This window comes from Thermococcus onnurineus NA1 (assembly GCF_000018365.1).
Lineage (GTDB): Archaea > Methanobacteriota_B > Thermococci > Thermococcales > Thermococcaceae > Thermococcus > Thermococcus onnurineus.
The window spans coordinates 178052-200685 of sequence record NC_011529.1; the positions used below are offsets into that span (position 1 = coordinate 178052).

Below are 22634 nucleotides of genomic sequence, written 5' to 3' on the forward strand. Positions count from 1 at the left end.
TTAGCCTCCAATGAACCGGAACGCTGAGTTTTTAAGGTTTTTTGGTCTCCGCGGATGTGGGAGTGGCGATGGTACCACCAATGATCCTCGGACACAGGGGCTTCAAGGGAAGGCTTGAGAACACGCTTCCCGCCTTTAGAAGGGCGCTCAGATACGCCGATGGAATAGAATTCGATGTGAGAGTCGCAGGCGACGGAAAGCTTGTGGTTCATCACGACGAGGGTTTTCAGGCTAACGGTTCTTATCAGTATATCCGGGAGCTAAGCCTGAGGGAGCTGCGAAGGGTACATCCCAACGGGAGGCTCATCCCAACGGTCAGGAACGTTTTTAGGGAATTCTCTGGGGCCTTACTCAACGCTGACCTGAAAGAGATAGATGCTGTGGAGGGAACCCTGGGGCTCGCTGAAAGGTTTGGGATTCTTGAAAACGTAGTTTTTTCAACAGAAAACAGAGAAATCGCAGAACACCTCATAAAGGAATGTCCATCCTGCAAGGTGGGCTTTTCCATAGTCAGCTACTCATCTATTGCCCATCTTGCCGGACTGAAAGGTCTCTATTCCGTCCACGTGCCGATTGATACCATCGGTTACGTCGGCTACAAAGCGTTGGTGGTTCTCCTCAGAACCCTAAGGAAGCGGGGAACGAGGATTTACCTCTGGAACTACCAGATGGACGAGCTTTACTGGGTCCCGAGGCTTCTCCCCTTTGTGGACGCAGTCATCTCGGACGACCCTGCCAGATTGAGAAAAAGTTTTTACCCCAAAGGTCTATTCGCTGGAGGCGATGGCAATGCTATGGGAACGTGATAGGGTTATCGTCCTCGGACACCGCGGGTACATGAGCAAATACCCTGAAAACAGCCTCCTGGCTTTTAGAAAGGCCGTGGAAGCCGGGGCAGATGGAATCGAGCTCGACGTCTGGCTTACCCAGGATGGAAAAGTCATAGTTATGCACGACGAGAGCATAGATAGGACAAGCAACCTAAGCGGAAAGCAGAAAGAAATGACGCTGGAGGAGCTCAAGAAGGCGGACATAGGCATGGGCGAGAGGATTCCAACGCTTGAGGAAGTTTTTGAGGTTCTTCCAAAGGATGCACTGATTAACGTCGAGCTCAAGGACGTCGATACAGCGAGAGAAGTTGCCAGAATAGTTAGCGAGAACGATCCCGAGCGGGTCATGATATCCTCCTTCGAGATTGAGGCACTCAGGGAATACCGGAAGCATGACACGGAAACGGCCATGGGGCTGCTCATAGACAGGGAGGAAGTTGTACCCCTCATACCGAAGCTCAAGGAAGAGCTCGACCTCTGGTCGATAAACGTCCCAATGGAGGCCATTCCAGTAATTGGCCTCGAGAAGACTGTTCAGGCACTCCACTGGGCCCGTTCGATGGGCCTCAAGGTCGCCCTCTGGACGGAGAACGACGTTCTCTTCTACAAAGACGATAACCTGGCCAAGCTGAAGGGCCTCTTCGAGATCGTCATAGCGAATGACGTTGAGAGGATGATTGAGTACTTAAGGAGATTGGGACTCAGGTAAGGCAACGACCGAAGCCCTAATATACCATCTTTTACTTTTCTCATCACTGGTGAACAGAGATGGACAGGTTCATTCTCTCGCTTGATGAGGGAACTACCTCAGCCAGGGCCATAATCTTCGACAGGGAGAGCAACGTTCTCGGCGTTGGTCAGTACGAGTTTCCCCAGCACTATCCCAGACCTGGCTGGGTCGAGCACGACCCGAACGAGATATGGGAGGCCCAGTTCAGGGCGATAAAGACCGCTATCGAACGGGCCAAAATCGAGCCAACTCAGATAGCGGCGATAGGCGTTACCAACCAGCGCGAGACGACGATAGTCTGGGATAAAAGCGGAAAGCCGCTCCACAACGCGATAGTCTGGCAGTGCAGAAGAACCGCTGAGATGGTCGAAGAAATAAAGCGGGAATACAGCGAGGTCATCAAGGAGAAGACAGGGTTAGTTCCGGATGCTTATTTCTCGGCCAGCAAGCTTAAGTGGCTCCTCGACAACGTGCCTGGCCTAAGGGAGAAGGCCGAGAAAGGCGAGGTTCTCTTCGGAACGGTTGACACCTTCCTCATCTACCGCCTCACGGGCGAGCATGTTACGGATTACTCAAACGCATCCAGGACAATGCTCTTCAACATCAAGAAGCTCGAATGGGACGACGAGCTTCTCGAAATTTTTGGGGTTCCCGAGGGCGTCCTGCCCGAAGTCAAAGAGTCGAGTGAAATCTACGGTTACACAAAGAAAGAACTTCTCGGTGCTGAAATTCCCGTGAGTGGCGACGCGGGCGACCAGCAGGCAGCTCTGTTCGGCCAGGCCGCCTTTGAGACGGGCATGGTTAAGGCAACATACGGAACCGGAAACTTTATCCTGGCCAACACTGGCAAGACCGTCCGCTATTCAGATAACCTGCTCACCACGGTAGCGTGGGGGTTAAATGGAAAAGTCTCCTATGCCCTTGAGGGGAGCGTCTTCATAACAGGGGCGGCAGTTCAATGGCTCCGCGACGGAATCAAAATCATAAAGAGCGCGCCGGAGACGGAGGAACTCGCCCGGAAGCTGCAGAGTAACGAGGGGGTTTACTTCGTTCCTGCCTTCGTTGGCCTTGGAGCCCCTTACTGGGATCAGTTCGCGAGGGGGCTGATAATTGGCATAACGCGCGGAACTGGTAGGGAGCATCTCGCCAGGGCGACGCTGGAAGCCATAGCCTACCTGACGCGCGACGTGGTCGAGGAGATGGAGAGACTCGTGGGGATAAAGGAGCTCCGCGTCGATGGGGGAGCAACAGCGAACGACTTCCTGATGCAGTTCCAGGCGGATATACTCAACAGGAGGGTCGTCAGGCCCGTCGTGAAGGAAACTACTGCCTTGGGGGCGGCGTATTTGGCGGGACTGGCCGTCGATTACTGGGAGGGCCTCGAAGAAATAAAGAGTCTGTGGAAGGCAGAGAAGGTCTTCGGGCCAGTGATGGACGAAGAAACCCGCAGGAAGCTCTACCGCGGCTGGAAGGAAGCAGTAAAGAGGGCTATGGGCTGGGCCAAGGTTGTGGATGCTTGACGAAGGCATGGCCCGTTTTTTCTTTCATCTTTAAGGAGAAGTGAACCCGAACGCCATATATGTTCATTCGATTGATGTCCACTAATGCTCCCCCCCTTTATGCCCGGAACTGTTCTTTCCTCCCTTTTGGGCCAAACCTGAGGTTAAAGAAAGCTTTAAAACGGTGAAAGTCCTTTCTCAAGTTAACTCGGAGGGAGAAAATATGAAAACCAAGGTTGCCATAATCGGCGCGGGAATAAGCGGCGCAAGCATAGCACGCGTTCTGAGCAGGTACGAGAACCTTGAAGTGCATCTGATTGAGAAAGCCCCAGACGTCGGCTGGGGCGTCAGCAAGGCCAACACAGCCTTAATCCACGGCGGCTACGATGACGATCCGAAAAAGTACCCGATGAGGGCCAAGTTGTGCATCCGTGGTAACAGACTCTGGCACCAGTGGGTCAAGGAGCTAGAAATTCCCCACGTCTGGAACGGAGCATTGATAGTGGCAACGAAGGAAGAGGACTTCGACGAGCTTGAGAAACTTTTGGAGCGTGGAAGGGAGAACGGCGTGCCCGAGATGAGGATAGTCGATAAGGAAGAGCTCTTCCACCTTGAGCCTAACCTCACGAAGGAAGCCATCGGAGCGCTGTGGGTTCCAATAGTGGGTCAGATAGGTCCAATTCCAGCGGTTATAGCGATAGTCGAGAACGCAGTTGCCAACGGCGTCAAAACCCACCTCGAGACCGAAGTTACCGGGATAAAGGTCGAGAACGGTGAGGTTAAGGGTGTTGAGACGAAGAACGGCTTCATAGAGGCGGACATAGTTATTAACGCTGCCGGACTTTACGCCGACGAGATAGCCAGAATGGCTGGAATAGACTACTTCGAGATTCACCCGAGGAAGGGTGAGTATTTCCTCTTTGATGAGGGCATTCCCGGACCGAGGCGCGTTCTCTTCCCGACGCCGACGCCAATAAGCAAGGGCATAGTTGTCACAACAGAGATCAGCGGGCACCTTATGATAGGACCGAACGCCCAAGACTTGCCACCCGAGGAAAAGGAAAACCTGGCGACCACAAGGGAAGGACTTGAACAGGTCTGGGAAGGTGCGAAAAAGCTCTGGCCCCAGCTGCCGCCGAGAAGCAAGGTTATCAGAACGTTTGCCGGTCTGAGGCCCGAACCAACGGGTGGAGACTTCATAATAAAGGCCGAAGAGGAAGTCTGGGGCTTCATAAATGTCGCCGGAATTCGCTCTCCAGGTCTCACGAGCGCCCCTGCGATAGCCTACGAAGTGGCCGAAATAATCCGGCACGACCTTGGAATAGAACTCGTTGAAAAGAGGAAGTGGAATCCCTACAGGAAGGAAATCACCCACTTCTTCATGCTCTCGCCGGCTCAAATAAACGAGGTCGTCAAAAGAGACCCCGCCTACGGAAAGGTTATCTGCAGATGCAACCGCGTTAGCGAGGGGGATGTTCTAGAGGCAATAGAGAGAATGAAGTTCATCGGTGTAAAGACTCCGAGCGTCGATTCCGTCAAGTTCAGAACCAAGGCAACGACCGGAACCTGTCAGGGAAGCTTCTGCAGGCCGAGAATAATCCAGCTCCTCGCGAGGGAGTACGGTGTCGGGCCTTGGGAGGTTACACTGAAAGGAAAGGGAAGCGAGGTCGGTATAGGTGACGTTAAGGTTCTCTTCAGAGGTGAGGATGCATGAACGACCTTCCAATGCTCAACTACGACGTTGTCGTCATTGGCGGTGGGCCTGCAGGAATGGCGGCCGCCGTAAGGGCAAAGGAACTTGGACTTAAAGTTCTCCTCCTCGATGACAACGACTACCTTGGCGGTATCCTGCCCCAGTGCATACATCCCGGCTTCGGACTGCACTACTTCAAAGAGGAGCTCACCGGGCCGGAGTTTGCGGCACGCTTCGCTAAGAGGCTTGTGGAGCTCGGCGTTGATTACAGGACGGCCGCAAGGGTTTTGGAGATTAAAAACTACTCAGACCTCGAGAAAGTCGTTGTATTTAGTTCTCCAAGCGGAGCCTATCAGGTCTGGACAAAGACTATAATCTACGCCGCCGGAGCGCGTGAGAGGCACGCATTTGAGATAGGAATCGTCGGAGACAGGGGAGCGGGAATCTACACCGCAGGAGAGGCCCAAACGCTTATGGACATCTACGGTGTAATGCTGGGAAAAGAAATCGTCATCGTGGGTTCAGGCGACGTTGGACTAATAATGGCGCGCCGCTTTGCCCTTGAGGGAGCAAAGGTCAAGGCCGTAATCGAGCTGATGCCCTATCCCGGAGGCTTGGCCAGGAACATAATGATACTCAGGGACTTCGATATTCCGCTATATCTGAGCCATAAGGTCGTTGAAGTCCGAGGAAAGGAGAGGGTCGAGAGGGTTAAGATCGTTAAAGTTGATGAGAATCTAAGGGAAATCCCAGGAACGGAGTTCTGGATTGAGGCTGACACACTGATAATCTCGGCCGGCCTTGTGCCAAGCGTCAAACTCCTCACTGCCATCGGGGTTGAAATAGATCCGACAACAGGAGGACCTGTCGTTAACGACCTCTTTGAGACAAGTGTTCCGGGAATATTTGCCGCTGGAAACTCGGTCATTATAAACGACCTCGTGGACTACGTTGCCGAGCAGGGTGAACTTGCCGCGGAGGGTGCGAAGCTCTTCATAGACAACGAGGGGATACCAACGAGGCGCTGGATTAAGCTGGAAAAAGGCGAGAACGTCAGGCTTTTGGTTCCACATTATCTCAGCGGCGAGAGGGACGTCTGGATATACGCGCGCGTTTCAAAACCGATGGAGAACGTCGAGGTTCGTTTCCCAGAGATAGGCAAAAAGCTCCGCCTTCCAGTGGTCAAGCCGGCGGAGATGCTCAGGATGAAGCTGAGAAAGGAGGAGATCGCGAAGGCCAGGGATGGCATCACCATGGAGGTGGTGCCGCTATGAAGAAGACCTACCGCTTTACCTGCATTGTCTGCCCCCTCGGCTGTGCACTGGAGGTCGAGGTTGAGAACGGCAAGATCGGCGAGATCAAGGGATACACCTGTCCAAGGGGCAAGGAGTGGGCCATCGAGGAGGTTACCAATCCGAAGAGAGTAGTCATGAGCGTCATCAAGGTCAGGAACGGTGCCCTGCCGACGGTGAGTGTTAAGACCGCAGAACCGGTACCGAAGGAGAAGATCCCAGAGCTGATGGAGTTCCTTTCAAAGCTGGAGGTGGAGGCTCCGGTGGAAATCAGTCAAGTTATAGCCGAATGGGAAGGGGTAAAAATAGTCGCAACGAGGGGCGCCTAGCCCCTCACTCGGTATTTCCTCAATTACAAAAAGTGAAATCATGCCTACCAAGGTTCCCTATCCCGGGGCTTGGGATACGGAATTTCCCTGAGTTTGTGTTTCAGATACTCTTTAAGCGCAAACTTACACCAGCTTATGAAGACCTGCCAACAGTAGGTTTCTTCGATCTTATACGTAGTGTAGGTGTTAACGTAGTCCACAAGGACGTTAGACTTGCTGGGATCATAGTTGAGCTCATGAACGATGCTTTTGGAGACCCTTACGAGGGTTCCTTTTTCGTAGATGGCCCTTATCTTGCGGTGCACTATTAAGAACTCTCCCTCCTCATCCCATGACAACTCTACCACTAAAGTCCCGTTGTTGAAATCCAATGTTTTTGAGTTCGGATTTTTCTGGAGTTCCATGGCTATAATATGGGGGTCGTTGAGCTGTCTTAGATCATCAGTTGAAGGCCAGTAAACCCTGACAAACACTCCAATAAGCTTCAACGTCTAAGGGAAGAAAGAATCAAAGCGCCTCAAACTTCTGGAGGAATATCCTAAGATCCGTTCTGAAGGGTTCTTCGGCACGCTCAATCTCCTCATTCAGGAGCCGAAGGAAGTTCTCCTCGGTCGCTGCCTCCGTCCAGAGCCTTTTTACAAGGTTTTCTAGCTTTTCATAGTACTCCACGTAAGGCCTCGCCTCAAAGAGGGCCTCGTTAAGCTTGTCACTCATACCCACCCCTCCTGAACCAGTAGTACCATACCCTACTGGCATCCTCCGCTTGGCCCATCAGGAGGAAGTAGCGCAGTATCGCCAAGTTGATCATAATGAACAGAATCAACATTATGTGGTATGCCGCCACGTTGTAGCTTAGGAAGGCGTAGTAGTCCCAGACGAAGTGCAGGATGATGGCCAGCAGGAAGAACGGGCCCACCGAGTCCACTTTTCCTTCGGCCTTCATGCCGTAGCCAACGCCAATTATTGCGCTCCACGTGGCGTGGGCAAAGGGCGTTAAGAATCCTCTCACAATCGTGACCGGAATGCCGTAACCGAGGCCATACAGGAAGTTCTCCGTGGCGGCAAAGCCGAGGCCAGCGGCGACTCCGTAAACAAGGCCGTCCATTATGCCGTCCATCTGGCCTGCCTTGAACGGCCACCTAATCGCCAAGGCCTTGGCTGGCTCTTCCACGATACCTGCGACGAGAGCCACATAGAAGGCAGTCGTTGGGAGTACCGGATCCACCCTGCCGCCAATAGTAAGAAACATCTCCAGAATGTACGCTATTCCAACGGAGAGCGTTCCGCCGAGGATGAATGTGCCTATGACGTATTTTTTGGGCTCTGGCTCGAACTTGTCCGCGTGATAGAAGTACCAGAGTATGACAAGCGCAGGAGCGTAGGCGAAGAACACAAGTGCACTCAACACGTCCATATTGCTGCTCACCAAAAAAGAATGGAAAGCTGGAAATTTAAAGGTTTAGCATCTGGCAAGGGCCTCCTACAAGAGCTTCCTAGTTGGAGTAGGGTATGGGAATATTAAAATGTCAACCTCAAAGGTTCTTTAATACTTGAGTCAATCTTCCGAGGGATCCAAAATCAAGGAGGTCATCCTCTAAGGGCACAAGAACCCTCGAGCCTGTTACATCGTACGCTCTCAGGAAAGGGGACACTATCTCGCGCAGAACATCGTTGCCGTATGCCCAGGGGCTGAAGGCAGGAAGAACGACCAGATTGTCACTCATAATGAAGGCAGGAACCTTTATGAGCGCCCCTACCTCGTCGCGTAGCCTTATTGCTGGGTGTTCATGGCCGATAATAAATCGTTCCCCCTCCACGAGCTTATGCCCATGAACAAGCTTCCAGCCGTGAAGTTCAAGCTCGTCAACGATTTCAACGCCGGACTCTTTAAGCCAGAGCGTTCCCACGTCGTGGTTTCCTCTTACAAGAACTATCTCATCAACGAGCGGGCTGATTTCATCCACGAGGGTTTTGAGCTCTTCCCTCTCTCGCCACTCAGGAATGAATGAGTGCTTCAAATCGCCGTCGATTATCAGGATTTTTGGTTTCTCCCTCTTGAGGAGGGTTTTAAGCTGACCGACAACCTCATGGAAGACCCTCGGAAGATAAAAGCCTTCCCTCGCCATACTGACTTCGTAGCCTAGATGGAGATCCGCTATGATGAGTGCGCTCCCCAATCGGAGGGCCTTGTCGGGGAGGGGTTCTGGCTTCATGGTAGGAGGTTCAACCTCCGGCTTTTAAACTTTGTTAGGGGAACCGAAAAGGTTTTAAATCTGGCCATTGATGGAACAATGGTGAGTAAAAATGCCCTACATAGGCTTCGTCAAAAGCCCTTACGGGCCGGCTAAAACGTACGAGCTAATTCTGAAAGAGCTTGAGAAGAGGGGCTTTGATGTCACATTTTCCAAGCACCACTGGATGGGGGATGCACCCTTTGGGCTGATCATCGCTGAGACAGACAGGGGAGAAGTCGCTATCAGATGGAACCTCGGGAAGACTTTCGGGCTCAAACTCGAAGAAGTTGAAAAAGGGGACGTTGACGAGTTCGTGGAGGACACCATGGAGTATCTCAGCGGTGACTGAGTTCTTTTCGCTCCTGCTTCACCCGTTCTATCATATCAAGGAGGCTCCACAGATCCCGTATCACGTGCAGATGTGGAATTAGGGCGAGCCTTTCGCGGTTTCTTTCTATGAACCTCGCAGTTGACGGAAAGTAGTACCAGACGTACTCAGTGTTCTCATCGCCGTGTCCGATGAAGCGCCAGGGCTTGTCATCGACCCAGATAAAGACTTCATTCCCGTACTTTTCGCGGACAAGCTTAAACGCCTCGTCTATCGTCAAATCACGCCCGAAAACGATGACATCGTCAAAGAGGTCGTAGATACCCATAGCTTTGAGCCTTTTCACTTTCATGCCATCTATGAAGTCCTCGGCCGAGAAAGATATCACTGTGTGGCCCTCCTCCTTGAGCCTTTTCAAGAGCTCGGGAGCATCGTCGAGAGGCTTACTGAGCTTCGCCCGCTCCTCAAACCATGTCTCCATGAACTTAGTCCTAAGGAAGAACGGTGGCTCTGACTTCTTCTTGTGACGCCCGAAGGCTGGTCTCTCAAAGTACATCTCGATTTTAGTCAGAACCTTGGCCCAGAAACCCTTGAATGGGAGCCAGCGGTAGCGCTTCTCTAGGGCTCGCCTGAAGGCCTCCTCGATGCATGAGTACGTATCGGCGAGTGTTCCGTCAAAGTCGAAGGCGATTATCATGCTATCCCCCGGCGGAATGATGCCCTTTGAACTTTAAGCTTTATCCTCTCAATTCACAATATTCCCCCAATCCCCGCTACGTTTTGACTCAAAACTTGTGGTTCTTGTAACTCCTGTAACTCGAAAAATTTTTAATTCAGGTTCTCTATTGTTTGATTTGCAGTGCATACAACAAGGAGGGAGTTAAATGAAAAAACTGCTGGCAATATTTCTCGGTTTTCTGGTTCTAAGTGGACTCGTCAGTGCTTGGCCAACGGACGGTCCAACCCTTGACAACCCCATGAACGTCCACCAGAAGCTGACCTATAAGGCTATTGAAGCCGTCTATCAGGACAACCCGGAGCTCGGCCAGATACTGATGCAGTACAAGGATCAGCTCCTCTACGGAGCCTACGATGAGGACTGGACCGGTGGAAGCATAGAGATTGACGGGAAGGTTTACACCATCCAGTCCCAGTACCACTTTCTCGACCCGATGGATCACGCTGAACTCTTCACAGTTAATCTACTCGGAGACCCAGATACCTCTGCGGCAGACATGGCCCAGAGACTTTACGATACTGCTGTCCAGCTCTGGAAGCAGGGCAAGTACGAGGAGGCCATGTACTATCTCGGTAGGGCGGTCCACATAATCGAGGACCAGGGTATGCTCATCGCTCATCAGACCCCGCACCTCTTCGAGGATCTCGAACAGTTCAAATATATTGAAAACGCCCACGACTTCGTTGAGAATGAGATTTCACCAGCAGTGGCCGATGATATTCTCAACAACCGCGTCCCACTCGACCTTACACCCATAAAGTGGTGGCAGATCCCGGACGAGAAGGCACGCTTCATGTGGGGTGGGGACATCTACATAGCCGATAACGAAAACGGCCACATGAGCCTTGCCAATGGTGTTGCTTGGGCCTATGCCGATTTGGCAGCACACAACTCTTGGAGATACATGCTCTACTCAACTGGTCAGGACATAATTCTCTGGAGCGAATGGGGACACCTTGGCAGCTACTTCTGGACGAAGGAGCTTAGGAAGGGTGACTGGAGCGTTCTGAAACTCGAATTCAAGGGCGCCAGCTCGATAACTATCGTCTTCAAGGACATCGATATGCAGAATGTTTATGGTAGGACTCTCGGTTACGTCGAAATATATGACAAGAACTGGAACCTCATTGCCAAGTACGCCCAAGATCCAAACCTGTTCGTTGACACCAGTGTCACCGTTCCAGGAGACACTGTTTACATATACACCCACGTCGACAAAAACGACTGGTTCGACAGCGACGTCGATGGCTGGGCCATCAGAAACATAGAACTCCACGCCAACTTCGACATCAACGCCCCGAGCGGCTTCGAGACCCTTGATGGCAGAGAATACAGCAACGTCCAGTGGGCAGTCTATGAGAGCATGCAGTACAACATTAGGCTCGTTGCAGGTCTTATGGAGAAGTTCTTCGAAGATGTGGGCCTCTCATGAAGTCTTTTCTCTTTTACCAATTTTAAGCCGGCTGCAAGCCTCTCCAAGCTGTTCGCATTCTTATAACCATCTTACCTGAAACACAAAGCATATAATCTGCTGGGCATATTTTCAACGACCATCGTAAAGCTCAGAGGGTGATAGGCATGGGAAAGCACTACCTGCCTAACTCAGCACATAAGGATGAAATGCTGAAGAAAATCGGATTCAACTCAATTGAAGACCTCTTCTCCGACGTGCCTAAGGGCATGGTCAAGGAGTTCAACCTTCCCGAGGGTAGGAGCGAGTACGAGGTCTTTCTCGAGCTCAACGAAGTCCTCTCAAAGAACAAGACCGTCCTCGAAATGCCCAGCTTCCTTGGAGCGGGAACGTACTTCCACTACATTCCGGCTCACGTAAAATACCTAATCGAGAGGAGCGAGTTTCTCACCGCGTACACCCCATACCAGCCCGAGATAAGCCAAGGCATGCTCCAAGCGCTCTTCGAATACCAGAGCCTTATCGCGGAGCTCGTTGGCCTTCCGATAGTCAACTCTTCCATGTATGACTGGGGAACAGCCATGGCAGAAGCGGCATTAATGAGTGCCCGTGTAACCAGAAAGAACAAGTTCGTGGTTCCAGAGCACATGAGCCCGGAGAAGAAGAAAGTCCTTCATACCTACACCGCCGGGCCGGGACTTGAAATCGAGTACGTGAACTGGAACGAGCGCGGCCAGCTCGACCTCGAGGAGCTCAAGGAGAAAGTAGAAGGAGCCGCCGGGGTTTACGTCGAGATGCCCAACTTCTTCGGTATTCTTGAAGAGGAGATTCGAGCTATAGGTGAGATAGCCCACGATGCCGGGGCGCTCTTCGTTGTGGGCGTTGATCCAACGATACTCGGCATAGTTGAGGCTCCTGGAGAGCTCGGTGCGGACATAGTCGTCGGCGAGGCCGCTTACTTTGGAAACCCAATGAATTTCGGGGGCCCAAGAGCAGGTATATTCGCTGTCAGGGACGACAAAAAGCTCATCCGCCAGATGCCGGGAAGGATAATCGGAATGACGAAAGATGCCGACGGAAAGCGTGCCTTCGTGATGACCCTCCAGACGAGGGAGCAGCACATAAGGAGGGCGAAGGCAACCTCCAATATCTGTTCAAACGAAGCTTTGGTTGCCGTTGCAGCCGCGATACACCTCGCGAGCCTCGGTCCAAGGGGATTGAGGGAACTTGGCGAGGTAATCCTCAAGAACACGGCCTATCTCAAGAAGCGCCTGAGTGAGGTCGCCGAGATTCCTTTTGAGGGCGTGAACTTCAAAGATGTTCTCGTCCGCTTCGAGAAATCTTACGAAGAAATACACGAGGTCCTCCTTGAGAGAAACATCCACGGCGGCTTCTACCTCAAGCCACACTTCCCAGAGCTTGGCGAGAGCGCCCTCTTTGCGGCAACTGAAACAACAAGGAAGGAGTGGGTCGATGCCCTCATCGAGGCCCTTAGGGAGGTGGCCTGAATGTTCCGTCAGGCTAAGTGGGATGAACCGCTCATCTTCGAGCTTTCCCGTTCAGGTAGGGTCGGCTATACCCTTCCAAAGCCGATTGAGGACGTTGAGATCAGAGTCCCGGAAAAGCTCAAGCGCAAGAGCCCGCTCAACCTGCCAGAGCTCAGCGAACCGGAAGTCGTCAAGCACTATACAAGGCTCAGCGGGATGAACTACGGTGTTGACAGCGGCATATATCCACTCGGTTCATGTACTATGAAGTACAACCCAAAGATAAACGAGGAGATAGCCGGCCATCCGGGTGTTGCCTACGTCCACCCATACCAGGACGAGAGAACCATCCAGGGTGCTCTTAAGATAATGTGGGAGCTTGAAGGGTGGCTTAAGGAAATCACCGGAATGGATCGCTTCACGCTACAGCCTGCCGCCGGAGCCAACGGCGAGTTCACCGGAGTTATGATAATCCGCGCCTACCATCTTGACCGTGGAGAAACACAGAGGACTGAGATGCTAGTTCCAGACTCAGCGCACGGAACCAATCCCGCCTCAGCTGCCATGGCAGGTTTCAAAGTCATCGAGATCCCATCGAACGAGAACGGAACCGTTGATCTGGAGGCCCTCGAGAACGCCGTCAGCGAGAGGACTGCAGGTTTGATGCTCACCAATCCCAACACGCTCGGCATCTTCGAGGATGAGATACTTGAGATCGCCAAGATAGTTCACAAAGCTGGAGGCCTGCTCTATTACGATGGAGCAAACCTCAACGCCGTCCTCGGAAAGATAAGGCCCGGCGACATGGGCTTTGACATCGTCCACCTCAACCTCCACAAGACGTTCTCGACGCCCCACGGCGGCGGCGGTCCAGGAAGCGGCCCGGTTGGCGTCAAGGACTTCCTGAAGGACTACCTCCCGGTTCCGCTCGTTGGCTATGATGAGGAGAGCGGAAGGTACTACCTCGACTACAACGTGCCCAAGAGCATAGGGAAAGTTAAGGAGCTCTACGGCAACTTTGCAGTCATGGTAAGGGCTCTCACCTACCTCAAGATAATGGGGAGGGACGGACTGAAGGAAGCCAGCGAGATAGCGGTTCTCAACGCCAACTACCTCACACAGAAGCTCAAAGGAACCCGCGGCTACGAGCTGCCGCACAAGGAGCTCAGAAAGCACGAGGTGGTCTTCAGCGCCGAGCCCATGAAGAAGGAGACTGGCGTTAAAGCCCTTGATGTTGCCAAGAGGCTTCTCGACTTCGGCCTGCACGCGCCGACCATCTACTTCCCGCTGATAGTCCACGAGGCCCTCATGATAGAGCCAACCGAGACTGTGAGCAGGGAGGAGCTCGACGCCTACGTTGAAGCCCTCAAGAGGATAAGCGAAGAGGCCTACAGCAACCCCGAGCTTGTGAAGAGCGCACCACACAATACAGCGGTCAAGCGCGTGGATGATGTCCTAGCGGCGAAGAGGCCAATAATAACATGGCGCATGTACAGAGAGCTGAAGGAGAAGGGAGAAGTCGATATTTGATCTTTTTGTCCCTTCCCACCATTTTTTGCATTCCATCTGAGATCCTTCTTACTCAGATTTACACCGAAAGCTTAATAAATATGTAATAAATTACTTACATATGGGTGAAACAAATGGCAGAAGTATTGGGAAAGTCCGGGTTCGTTTCATACAGAGAGATTATAGAAGAGTATGAGGTTCCCATCAGGGGGTTTCTCTTCAAAGGAGGAACGCTTAAGGGAATATACGTTAGGGGTGGCCTTCTCCCTGTGACGGAAGAGCTCCCCAAGGACATCAACGAGGACATCCTTAGGGGAAAGGCCAGGAAGAAGCTCCTAGTCAGGGAGATCAAATATAAGGGAGCCGAGATCATTGAGATCTACATCCAGGACGGCTACATAACGTGGCCAGTCTACGAGGCGAGCCTTGATGAGACGAGCTGAGAATATGGAGCCCCGGGCGGGATTTGAACCCGCGACCGGCGGATTACAAGTCCGCCGCCCCGCCAGGCTAGGCTACCGGGGCACGGTCTAAAGACCGAGGGGAGAAATATAAAGTTTTCGTAACCTTCACGAGACTCTTCTCGAAGTCTCGAAGATGAATCTTCATCCCACATAGGCTCTGGAGAAGCCCATCGTAGTCATCACGAGACCACCGTAATCTTTATAAATCCACCCTGTATTCCCTACATTGGGTCGTGCCGCCGTAGCTTAGACGGTAGAGCGCTGGACTGTTAATCCAGTGGTCCCCGGTTCGAATCCGGGCGGCGGCGCCAGCAGTGGGCCCGTAGCTCAGCCTGGTCAGAGCGCGCGGCTCATAACCGCGTGGTCGGGGGTTCAAAGCCCCCCGGGCCCACCACAACAGCCCTTGCTTGCGCAAGCGCTGGCGGAAAAGGAGGTGCCTTTTCTACAAGTTGCATTTCTGAAATGGGTTTTTACTCACTTGCTCCTTTGGTGAGTGTTTCACTCTGGGAAGGCGCCCTTGGGGCGCTGATAAAAATGTGAAACTGCTTGAAAGGTTTGATTTAAAAGTTAAACCCCTTTAAACTTGCTTCTTGAACAGTGCACGACTGGCTTTTTGATCTTTGATGAGAAGGGCACTCTTTGATCAAACTTTGCAAAGCAAAGTTTGCTTGCCGAGCAAAAGTTTGATCAAAGTTTGTAGCTCTTTCTTGAAGTGCAGGTTCTTGAAGGGTTTTCTACTTGAAACCAATTGTTTTGGTGAGAACTCATCTAGGTGCTCCTTGTAAAGGGGTTTAACCCTAAAAAGACTCCCATAGGGCATCAAAAGAAAGCAAACTTTTTTGATAAGCTCTGCATTTTGTTTATTGTTCTCAATTAAAAACAGGGTTCTCAAGAGGAAGAAAAACCAAAACTTTTCCAAATGCGACAATACAGAGAGCTACAAACTTTTGGTGAAGCTTTCCCCAAAAGCTTCCCCCGCAAGCGCTGGCGAAAGAAGGCGTACTATTCTAAGGGTACTGGATTTTTAGCGGGTTTACTCATCGGATTGCCATTTCATAGTGTTTGCTCTCCTCAAGGCGTCCTCGGACGCCAGAATAAAAAGCAAACTTCTTAAAGGGCTACTTTTGGAGTTAAACCCTTTGCTAATGGGCCACAAAAAGAGTTCACGCTTGATGTTCGGCATTCTTATGATAACGGGCATCTTTTGATTAAACTTTGCTATGCAAAGTTTATTCGTCTGCGCGAAGTTTGATCAAATCTAAAAGAATAAAGCTTGTTTACCCACGTTAAAGCACGAAATAGAAGTACTCCCAAATACTCCCTTTTAAGAACTAACTCCCAATTTAAAGCCTCAAACGTTCTCCGTTTCTTACCAAAAACTGACCAATTTTGATCTTGTTTTGGTTGAATATGGCAATTGACCCCATAAAAAGCGAGTATGGCGCCAATATTCTATCACCAATAATGTCGAATCTCCAACAAATTCTAGCCATTTGGTCGTTTTTCCAGAAGTTCGAACCTCGAACCTATGCAGAGCCTTTATAAGTCTTTTCCAGTATTGGTGAACATACTAGTACACTAAAGTCGCTTTTCGGCGCGAAAAACGGTTCTTAAACTTTTCGTAACCGATATAAACTCCTACAAGCCAGTTACTACTCGAAAAGCTTATATACCGAAACCCGCAGGTGGGAGGTAGTGGTAATCATTCTTAAAAAATGTTAAGGGGGCAATTCTCGGTGGCGGCGAAAAAAGAATTTGATATATTCACCCATGAGCTGGTTCCCGAGCACAGAATACTCAGCGAGGAGGAGAAGGAGGAGCTCCTCAGGAAGTACAGAATTAAAATTTCTCAGCTTCCGCAGATTAAGGCCTCGGACCCGGCTGTTGTCGCTCTCGGTGCTAAGCCTGGAGACGTTCTCGAGATCAAAAGGAAAAGCCCAACGGCGGGCTATTATTACTACTATCGCCTCGTGGTGGAGGACTGATTCTTGAGGTGAGACCATGAGAGGGCCAACCGTTGTAGATGTTACTCCCGACGATCTTTGGCTCGTTATGGAAGCTTACTGGAAGGAGAAGGGACTGGTTAGACAGCACCTTGACTCTTACAACGCATTCATAGACTACGGAATGCAGCAGGTTATAAACGAGTTCGGCGGCATAAAGCCGGACATTCCTGACTTCGAGGTCAAGTTCGGAAAGATTCGCCTCGGCGAGCCTGAGTTCCAGGAGGCTCAGGGGCAAAGGAAGCCGCTCTACCCAATGGACGCTCGTATAAGGAACCTGACTTACTCAGCTCCACTTTACCTCGAACTCATTCCCGTCGTCAACGGCATTGCACAGGAGCCGGTTGAGGTTCGCATAGGCGAGCTCCCAATAATGCTCAAGTCAAAGGCCTGTAGGCTTTACGGCCTGAGCGACGAGGAGCTCATCAAGCTCGGCGAGGACCCGAAGGATCCAGGAGGATACTTTATCATCAACGGCTCTGAGAGGGTTATTGTCTCTATCGAAGACCTTGCCCCGAACAAGACCCTCGTCGAGAGAGACGAAAGGCAGAACAGAATTATAGCAAAGTGCTTCTCCTACAGACACGGATACAGGGCTCTAATCACCGTTGAGAGAAGAAAGGATGGTATTCTCTACGTCAACATCCCGAACGTTCCGAGACCTGTTAAGTTCGTCTACGTCATGCGCGCCCTCGGTCTTGAGAGCGACAAGGAGATAGTTGAAGCGGTAAGCGACGACCCGAGGATACAGCAGGTCCTCTTCGACAACCTCGAGGATGCCAGCGACATAATGAGCAGGGAGGAGGCTCTGGACTACATTGGTAAGCTTGCTTTGCCGGGCCAGCCGAAGGAGTACAGGCTTAGAAGAGCCGAGCACATCATAGACAACAACCTCCTGCCGCACATGGGCGTCGAGGAGAAAGACAGGCGCGCCAAGGCATACTACCTCGGCATGATGGCCCTTAAGGTCCTTGAGCTTTCCCTTGGCCTGCGTGGCGAGGATGATAAAGACCACTACGCCAACAAGAGGCTCAAGCTCGCCGGTGACCTCCTGAGAGACCTCTTCCGCGTCGCCTTCGGCCAGCTTGTTAAGGACATGCAGTACCAGATGACCAAGACCTACCAGAGGAAGGGCGAACGCTACACCTTTGAGAACATTCAGAGGTTCGTGAGAAACTCGATAAGACCAGACGTTCTCAGCGAGAGAATTGAGCACGCCCTTGCGACCGGTGCCTGGCCTGGTGGAAGAACCGGTGTAAGCCAGCTTCTTGACAGAACCAACTACATGTCAACCCTTTCTCACCTCAGGCGTGTCACTTCTCCGCTCAGCAGGGATCAGCCCCACTTCGAGGCCCGTGATCTACACGGAACCCACTGGGGCAGGATCTGTCCGACGGAAACGCCAGAAGGTCCAAACTGTGGTCTCGTCAAGAACCTGGCTTTGATGGCCCAGATAACCACCGGAATTCCTGAGGAGGAAGTCAGGGATTACCTTAACAGGCTTGGCGTCGTTCCGATCGAGGAGAAGAGGCCGAGTCTAGAGCTCTGGCGTGTCTATCTAAACGGTGTTCTCATTGGAACAGTTGAGGACGGAGAGAGACTTGTCAAGAGGATAAGGGCAGACAGAAGGAGCGGAAGGATAAGCGACGTCATCAACGTGGCTATCTACCAGGATGAGGAAGTGAAGGAAATCTATGTCAACAGCGACGACGGTAGGGTGAGAAGGCCTCTTATCATAGTCGAGAACGGCCAGCCAAAGCTCACCCGCGAACACGTCGAGGGCATAAAGAACGGAACGCTCACCTGGAGTGATCTCATCAAGATGGGTGTCATTGAGTATCTCGACGCCGAGGAAGAGGAGAACGCCTACGTTGCAACATGGCCGTGGGAAGTAACTGCAGAGCACACACACCTTGAGCTGATGCCCGCTGCCATACTTGGTATTCCAGCTTCGCTCGTTCCGTATCCTGAGCACAACGCTGCCCCGCGTAACACCTACGGTGCAGGTATGGCCAAGCAGAGCCTCGGTCTCGGCTGGGCCAACTTCAGGATTCGTGTTGACACCCGTGGTCACTTCATGCACTACCCGCAAGTTCCGCTCGTCAACTCAAGGATAATGAAGGCCGTCGGTTTCGAGGAGAGGCCAGCAGGTCAGAACTTTGTCGTCGCGGTTCTTAGCTACCAGGGATACAACATGGAGGATGCAATCATAATGAACAAGGCCTCCATTGAGAGGGGACTCGCGAGGAGTACCTTCTTCAGAACCTACGAAGCCGAGGAGAAGCGCTACCTCGGTGGTCAGACCGATCGCTTCGAGGTTCCGGACCCGACCATACAGGGCTATCTCGGTGAGAAGTACTACAGACACCTCGATGAGGATGGTATAATCTTCCCAGAGTCAAAGGTCGAGGGTAAGGACGTCCTCGTCGGAAGGACCTCCCCACCGAGGTTCCTTGAGGAACAGAGCGGCCTTGGGGGAATAATCCTCCAGGAAAGAAGAGAGACCAGCGTAGCTGTCAGACCGAGCGAGAAGGGCATAGTTGACAAGGTTATCATCACCGAGACCGGTGACGGAACCAAGCTCGTCAAGGTCACCGTCAGGGATCTCAGAATTCCAGAGTTCGGAGACAAGTTCGCCTCAAGGCACGGTCAGAAGGGTGTTATAGGCCTCATTGTTCCACAGGAGGACATGCCCTGGACCGAGAGCGGAATAGTGCCAGACCTCATAGTCAACCCGCACGGTATCCCCTCCCGTATGACCGTCGGACAGCTCATAGAGGCCATAGGCGGAAAGGTGGCTTCACTCAAGGGAAGAAGGGTTGATGGTACCGCCTTCATCGGAGAGCCTGAAGAGAGGCTCAGGAAGGAGCTTGAAGAGCTCGGCTTCAAGCACAGCGGCAGGGAAGTCATGTATGATGGCATAACTGGAAGAAGATTAGAGGCTGACATATTCGTCGGTGTCATCTATTACCAGAGACTCCACCACATGGTCGCTGACAAGATGCACGCGAGGAGCAGGGGTCCTGTGCAGGTTCTCACCAAGCAGCCGACCGAGGGTAGGGCCAGGGAAGGTGGTCTCAGGTTCGGTGAGATGGAGCGTGACGTCCTCATCGGTCACGGCGCTGCAATGCTGCTCATAGAGCGTCTCCTCGAGGAGAGCGACAAGACTGAGGTATGGGCCTGCGAAAGCTGTGGACATCTGGCCCTAGAGGATAAACGCAGAGGAAAGGTCTACTGTCCGGTATGTGGAGAGGAAGAAAAGATAAGCAAGGTAGAGATGAGCTACGCTTTCAAGCTGCTGCTCGATGAGCTGAAGGCGATGGGAATAAGGCCGTCTCTCAATATCGTTGACAGGGTGTGATTGCCATGCAGTCGATGAAAAAGGTCATCGGGAGTATTGAGTTCGGAATCCTCTCACCCCAAGAAATCAGGAAGATGAGCGCGGCCGAGATAACCGTTCCAGACACTTACGACGATGATGGTTACCCAATCGAAGGCGGCCTCATGGACAAAAGGCTGGGTGTCATTGACCCTGGACTCAGGTGTGAGACCTGTGGAGCAAGAGCTGGAGATTGCCCCGGCCACTTCGGCCACGTTGAGCTTGCCCGGCCGATAATCCACGTCGGCTTCGCCAAGACCATCCACCGTGTCCTTGAGAGCACGTGTAGGGAGTGCGGAAGGATAAAACTCACCGACGAGGAAATAGATGAGTACATGAAGAAGTTTGAGGTCATGGGCGACAGAAAGAAAGCCAAGGACCGGCTCATCAAGGAGATACACAAGAAAGCGAAGGAGAGAATGGTCTGTCCGCACTGTGGTGCTCCGCAGTTCCCGATCAAGTTTGAGAGACCGACCATCTACTGGGAGCTTAGGAGGGACGAGGAAGGCAACGAGTACAGGCACAGGATGATGCCAAGCGAGGTCAGGGACAGGCTTGAGAAGATCCCTGACAAAGACCTCCCGCTTCTCGGCCTGCACCCGGAGAAGGCCAGGCCGGAGTGGATGGTTCTCACCGTCCTTCCGGTTCCGCCGGTTACAATGAGACCGTCCATTACCCTCGAGAGCGGTATTAGGGCGGAGGACGACCTCACACACAAGCTCGTCGACATAATCCGTATCAACAACAGGCTCAAGTCCAACATAGAGGCTGGAGCTCCTCAGCTCATCATCGAGGATCTCTGGGACCTTCTCCAGTACCACGTTACTACCTACATCAACAACGAAACCTCCGGAATTCCGCCGGCCAAGCACAAGAGCGGAAGGCCCCTCAAGACCCTCGCCCAGAGACTTAAGGGTAAGGAGGGACGCTTCAGGGGCAACCTCAGCGGTAAGCGTGTTAACTTCTCCGCTCGTACAGTTATCAGTCCCGATCCGATGATAAGCATCAACGAGGTCGGTGTTCCGATAGCGGTAGCCATGGAGCTCACCGTTCCCGAAAAGGTCACTGAGTTCAACTACGAGAAGCTCAAGAAAATGGTCCTCAATGGGCCCGAGAAGTATCCTGGAGCTAACTATGTTATCGATCCCGAGGGAAGAAGAATCAGGCTCATGGAAAACAACCTCGAGATCATCGCTGAGAAACTCGACATAGGCTGGACGGTTGAGAGACACCTCCTCGACGGTGACATAGTCCTCTTCAACAGACAACCGTCGCTTCACAGGATGTCCATCATGGCCCACCGCGTCAGAGTCATGCCTTACAAGACCTTCAGACTCAACCTCGCCGTCTGTCCGCCTTATAACGCTGACTTCGACGGTGACGAAATGAACCTCCACGTGCCGCAGACGGAGGAAGCCCAGGCAGAGGCCAAGATACTCATGGAAGTCCAGAACCACATCATCTCGCCGCGTTACGGTGGCCCACTCATAGCGGGAATACAGGATCACATTTCCGGCGGCTACCTCCTAACGCGCGAGGGAGCCTACTTCACTCGCTCAGAGGTCGAGCAGATGCTTATGTTTGCCGGCGTTGACGTTGACAAGCTCCCCAAGCCAGACAAGGTCGAGAACGGCGTTGAACTCTGGAGCGGAAAGACCATATTCTCCCTTCTCCTGCCCGAAGACTTGACCATCTGGTACAGAAACAAGCTCTGTGACGATCCGGAGCGCTGCGAGGCCCTTGAAAAGCTCATCGAGGAGAAGCTCATCCCGGACGAAGAGGAAGTGAGAAAGCTTGCCTATGATGGCTTCACGTACATCCTCAACGGCAAGCTCCTTAGCGGTGTCGTTGATAAGAAGGCCTACGGAAGAGAGGATGGTAAGATACTCGACATCATCGTGAGAGAGTACGGCGTTGAGAGGGCCAGACAGTTCCTTGATCAGGTCACCAAGCTCGCCATATGGGTGATAACCCACAAGGGCTTCACGACTGCGATAGACGATGAAGACCTTCCGACCGAGGCTCTTGACAGAATCAAGGAGATTATACGCGAGGCTGAGGAGAGGGTTAACAGGCTCATAGAGGCCTACAAGAACGGTGAGCTCGAACCTCTCCCAGGTAAGACCCTTGAAGAGACCCTTGAGAGCAACATCATGGCCGTCCTTGCCGAGGCTCGTGACAACGCAGGTAAAGTCGCTGAGAAATACCTCGGTATGACAAACCACGCGGTCATCATGGCCAAGACCGGAGCGAGGGGTAAGATGCTCAACATCACCCAGATGGCGGCAATGCTCGGTCAGCAGTCTATCCGTGGAAAGCGTCTCTACCGCGGCTACCGCGAAAGGGTTCTGACCCACTTCAGGCCTGGTGACCTGGGAGCCAGAGCAAGGGGATTCGTCGTCAACTCCTACAAGAGCGGACTAACGCCGCAGGAGTACTTCTTCCACGCCATGGGTGGAAGGGAAGGTCTCGTCGATACGGCAGTCAGGACTGCCCAGAGCGGTTACATGCAGCGCAGGCTTATCAACGCCCTCCAGGATCTCAAGGTGGACTACGACGGAACCGTCAGGGATCCAACAGGCATCATCGTCCAGTTCAAGTACGGTGAGGATGGCGTTGATCCTATGAAGAGCTGGCAGGGTAAGACCGTGGATGTGGATAGGGTGATTGTGAGAACCCTGCTTAAGGTCAGGAGTAAGGGGTGAGA

General features: G+C 52.4%; 19 protein-coding genes and 3 tRNA genes. 16 read left to right on the plus strand and 6 right to left on the minus strand.

Annotated elements, in window-relative coordinates; genetic code table 11:
* The first annotated feature begins 68 nt into the window (after positions 1 to 68).
* From TON_RS01045 to TON_RS01070, 6 genes are all read left to right on the plus strand, one after another.
* Positions 69 to 806, plus strand: coding sequence for a glycerophosphodiester phosphodiesterase family protein (locus TON_RS01045; protein ID WP_012571158.1), 738 nt, complete (start codon positions 69 to 71; stop codon positions 804 to 806).
* Entirely contained in the window at positions 790 to 1539 is a 750-nt protein-coding gene (locus tag TON_RS01050; RefSeq protein WP_012571159.1) for a glycerophosphodiester phosphodiesterase family protein, read from the plus strand. Before TON_RS01045 ends, TON_RS01050 begins: the two co-directional genes overlap by 17 nt.
* Before the next feature lie 59 nt (positions 1540 to 1598).
* The gene (glpK, locus tag TON_RS01055; RefSeq protein WP_012571160.1) at positions 1599 to 3080 is read left to right on the plus strand and encodes a glycerol kinase GlpK; all 1482 of its coding nucleotides are present in this window, start codon (positions 1599 to 1601) and stop codon (positions 3078 to 3080) included.
* A gap of 202 nt (positions 3081 to 3282) precedes the next feature.
* The gene (locus tag TON_RS01060) at positions 3283 to 4773 is read left to right on the plus strand and encodes an NAD(P)/FAD-dependent oxidoreductase (protein WP_012571161.1); all 1491 of its coding nucleotides are present in this window, start codon (positions 3283 to 3285) and stop codon (positions 4771 to 4773) included.
* A complete protein-coding gene (locus tag TON_RS01065) occupies positions 4770 to 6026 on the plus strand; it encodes an NAD(P)/FAD-dependent oxidoreductase (RefSeq protein WP_012571162.1) in 1257 nt (418 codons plus the stop codon). Before TON_RS01060 ends, TON_RS01065 begins: the two co-directional genes overlap by 4 nt.
* Positions 6023 to 6373 (plus strand): DUF1667 domain-containing protein, encoded by a 351-nt coding sequence (locus tag TON_RS01070; RefSeq protein WP_012571163.1) that lies wholly within the window; start codon positions 6023 to 6025, stop codon positions 6371 to 6373. The genes TON_RS01065 and TON_RS01070 overlap by 4 nt, the downstream gene beginning before the upstream one ends.
* Positions 6374 to 6417: 44 nt before the next feature.
* Here TON_RS01070 and TON_RS01075 read toward each other — a convergent pair whose 3' ends face one another.
* The 4 genes from TON_RS01075 to TON_RS01090 form a co-directional block, all read right to left on the minus strand.
* The gene (locus TON_RS01075; protein WP_012571164.1) at positions 6418 to 6861 is read right to left on the minus strand and encodes a hypothetical protein; all 444 of its coding nucleotides are present in this window, start codon (positions 6859 to 6861) and stop codon (positions 6418 to 6420) included.
* 19 nt (positions 6862 to 6880) lie between these two features.
* On the minus strand, positions 6881 to 7087 hold the full coding sequence (locus TON_RS01080) for a hypothetical protein (protein ID WP_012571165.1): 207 nt from the start codon (positions 7085 to 7087) through the stop codon (positions 6881 to 6883).
* Positions 7080 to 7787: a PrsW family intramembrane metalloprotease gene (locus TON_RS01085; protein WP_012571166.1), complete on the minus strand. Its 708-nt coding sequence runs from the start codon at positions 7785 to 7787 to the stop codon at positions 7080 to 7082. Before TON_RS01085 ends, TON_RS01080 begins: the two co-directional genes overlap by 8 nt.
* A 118-nt stretch (positions 7788 to 7905) precedes the next feature.
* Complete coding sequence (locus tag TON_RS01090; protein ID WP_012571167.1) at positions 7906 to 8586, minus strand: metallophosphoesterase; 681 nt, start codon at positions 8584 to 8586, stop codon at positions 7906 to 7908.
* A 91-nt stretch (positions 8587 to 8677) separates the two neighbouring features.
* Here TON_RS01090 and TON_RS01095 point away from each other — a divergent pair, with 91 nt between their 5' ends.
* The gene (locus TON_RS01095) at positions 8678 to 8956 is read left to right on the plus strand and encodes a hypothetical protein (protein WP_012571168.1); all 279 of its coding nucleotides are present in this window, start codon (positions 8678 to 8680) and stop codon (positions 8954 to 8956) included.
* On the opposite strand, the gene TON_RS01100 is transcribed toward TON_RS01095, so the two are convergent.
* A complete protein-coding gene (locus tag TON_RS01100; protein ID WP_012571169.1) occupies positions 8943 to 9632 on the minus strand; it encodes an HAD family hydrolase in 690 nt (229 codons plus the stop codon). The genes TON_RS01095 and TON_RS01100 overlap by 14 nt on opposite strands.
* A gap of 187 nt (positions 9633 to 9819) precedes the next feature.
* Between TON_RS01100 and TON_RS01105 the strand changes: the two genes are divergently transcribed.
* The 4 genes from TON_RS01105 (at position 9820) to TON_RS01120 (ending at position 14524) form a co-directional block, all read left to right on the plus strand.
* Entirely contained in the window at positions 9820 to 11106 is a 1287-nt protein-coding gene (locus tag TON_RS01105) for a phospholipase C/P1 nuclease family protein (RefSeq protein WP_012571170.1), read from the plus strand.
* Between the two features lie 146 nt (positions 11107 to 11252).
* A complete protein-coding gene (gene gcvPA / locus TON_RS01110; RefSeq protein WP_012571171.1) occupies positions 11253 to 12593 on the plus strand; it encodes an aminomethyl-transferring glycine dehydrogenase subunit GcvPA in 1341 nt (446 codons plus the stop codon).
* Positions 12594 to 14102, plus strand: a complete 1509-nt coding sequence (gcvPB, locus tag TON_RS01115) for an aminomethyl-transferring glycine dehydrogenase subunit GcvPB (RefSeq protein ID WP_012571172.1) — start codon at positions 12594 to 12596, stop codon at positions 14100 to 14102.
* Positions 14103 to 14215: 113 nt separating this feature from the next.
* On the plus strand, positions 14216 to 14524 hold the full coding sequence (locus TON_RS01120) for a hypothetical protein (RefSeq protein WP_012571173.1): 309 nt from the start codon (positions 14216 to 14218) through the stop codon (positions 14522 to 14524).
* A gap of 5 nt (positions 14525 to 14529) precedes the next feature.
* Here the strand turns inward: TON_RS01120 and TON_RS01125 are convergent.
* Positions 14530 to 14606: transfer RNA gene (locus tag TON_RS01125), tRNA-Thr, on the minus strand.
* Between the two features lie 174 nt (positions 14607 to 14780).
* Here TON_RS01125 and TON_RS01130 point away from each other — a divergent pair.
* From TON_RS01130 to TON_RS01155, 5 genes are all read left to right on the plus strand, one after another.
* Positions 14781 to 14856: transfer RNA gene (locus TON_RS01130), tRNA-Asn, on the plus strand.
* Positions 14857 to 14861: 5 nt separating this feature from the next.
* Positions 14862 to 14939: transfer RNA gene (locus TON_RS01135), tRNA-Ile, on the plus strand.
* Between the two features lie 1342 nt (positions 14940 to 16281).
* Positions 16282 to 16530 carry a DNA-directed RNA polymerase subunit H gene (locus TON_RS01145; protein ID WP_012571174.1) on the plus strand — a complete coding sequence of 83 codons (249 nt, stop codon included), beginning with the start codon at positions 16282 to 16284 and terminating at the stop codon, positions 16528 to 16530.
* A 16-nt stretch (positions 16531 to 16546) separates the two neighbouring features.
* Entirely contained in the window at positions 16547 to 19909 is a 3363-nt protein-coding gene (locus tag TON_RS01150) for a DNA-directed RNA polymerase subunit B (RefSeq protein ID WP_012571175.1), read from the plus strand.
* A 5-nt stretch (positions 19910 to 19914) separates the two neighbouring features.
* Positions 19915 to 22632, plus strand: coding sequence for a DNA-directed RNA polymerase subunit A' (locus TON_RS01155; protein WP_012571176.1), 2718 nt, complete (start codon positions 19915 to 19917; stop codon positions 22630 to 22632).
* Positions 22633 to 22634 lie beyond the last annotated feature (2 nt).

What these genes read in the sequence shown, in the direction of transcription:
- TON_RS01045 (WP_012571158.1), top strand. Translation starts at nt 69, where the DNA reads ATGGTACCACCAATGATCCTCGGACACAGGGGCTTCAAGGGAAGGCTT.
- TON_RS01050 (WP_012571159.1), top strand. Translation starts at nt 790, where the DNA reads ATGCTATGGGAACGTGATAGGGTTATCGTCCTCGGACACCGCGGGTAC.
- glpK (WP_012571160.1), top strand. Translation starts at nt 1,599, where the DNA reads ATGGACAGGTTCATTCTCTCGCTTGATGAGGGAACTACCTCAGCCAGG.
- TON_RS01060 (WP_012571161.1), top strand. Translation starts at nt 3,283, where the DNA reads ATGAAAACCAAGGTTGCCATAATCGGCGCGGGAATAAGCGGCGCAAGC.
- TON_RS01065 (WP_012571162.1), top strand. Translation starts at nt 4,770, where the DNA reads ATGAACGACCTTCCAATGCTCAACTACGACGTTGTCGTCATTGGCGGT.
- TON_RS01070 (WP_012571163.1), top strand. Translation starts at nt 6,023, where the DNA reads ATGAAGAAGACCTACCGCTTTACCTGCATTGTCTGCCCCCTCGGCTGT.
- TON_RS01080 (WP_012571165.1), bottom strand. Translation starts at nt 7,087, where the DNA reads ATGAGTGACAAGCTTAACGAGGCCCTCTTTGAGGCGAGGCCTTACGTG.
- TON_RS01085 (WP_012571166.1), bottom strand. Translation starts at nt 7,787, where the DNA reads ATGGACGTGTTGAGTGCACTTGTGTTCTTCGCCTACGCTCCTGCGCTT.
- TON_RS01090 (WP_012571167.1), bottom strand. Translation starts at nt 8,586, where the DNA reads ATGAAGCCAGAACCCCTCCCCGACAAGGCCCTCCGATTGGGGAGCGCA.
- TON_RS01095 (WP_012571168.1), top strand. Translation starts at nt 8,678, where the DNA reads ATGCCCTACATAGGCTTCGTCAAAAGCCCTTACGGGCCGGCTAAAACG.
- TON_RS01100 (WP_012571169.1), bottom strand. Translation starts at nt 9,632, where the DNA reads ATGATAATCGCCTTCGACTTTGACGGAACACTCGCCGATACGTACTCA.
- TON_RS01105 (WP_012571170.1), top strand. Translation starts at nt 9,820, where the DNA reads ATGAAAAAACTGCTGGCAATATTTCTCGGTTTTCTGGTTCTAAGTGGA.
- gcvPA (WP_012571171.1), top strand. Translation starts at nt 11,253, where the DNA reads ATGGGAAAGCACTACCTGCCTAACTCAGCACATAAGGATGAAATGCTG.
- gcvPB (WP_012571172.1), top strand. Translation starts at nt 12,594, where the DNA reads ATGTTCCGTCAGGCTAAGTGGGATGAACCGCTCATCTTCGAGCTTTCC.
- TON_RS01120 (WP_012571173.1), top strand. Translation starts at nt 14,216, where the DNA reads ATGGCAGAAGTATTGGGAAAGTCCGGGTTCGTTTCATACAGAGAGATT.
- TON_RS01150 (WP_012571175.1), top strand. Translation starts at nt 16,547, where the DNA reads ATGAGAGGGCCAACCGTTGTAGATGTTACTCCCGACGATCTTTGGCTC.
- TON_RS01155 (WP_012571176.1), top strand. Translation starts at nt 19,915, where the DNA reads ATGCAGTCGATGAAAAAGGTCATCGGGAGTATTGAGTTCGGAATCCTC.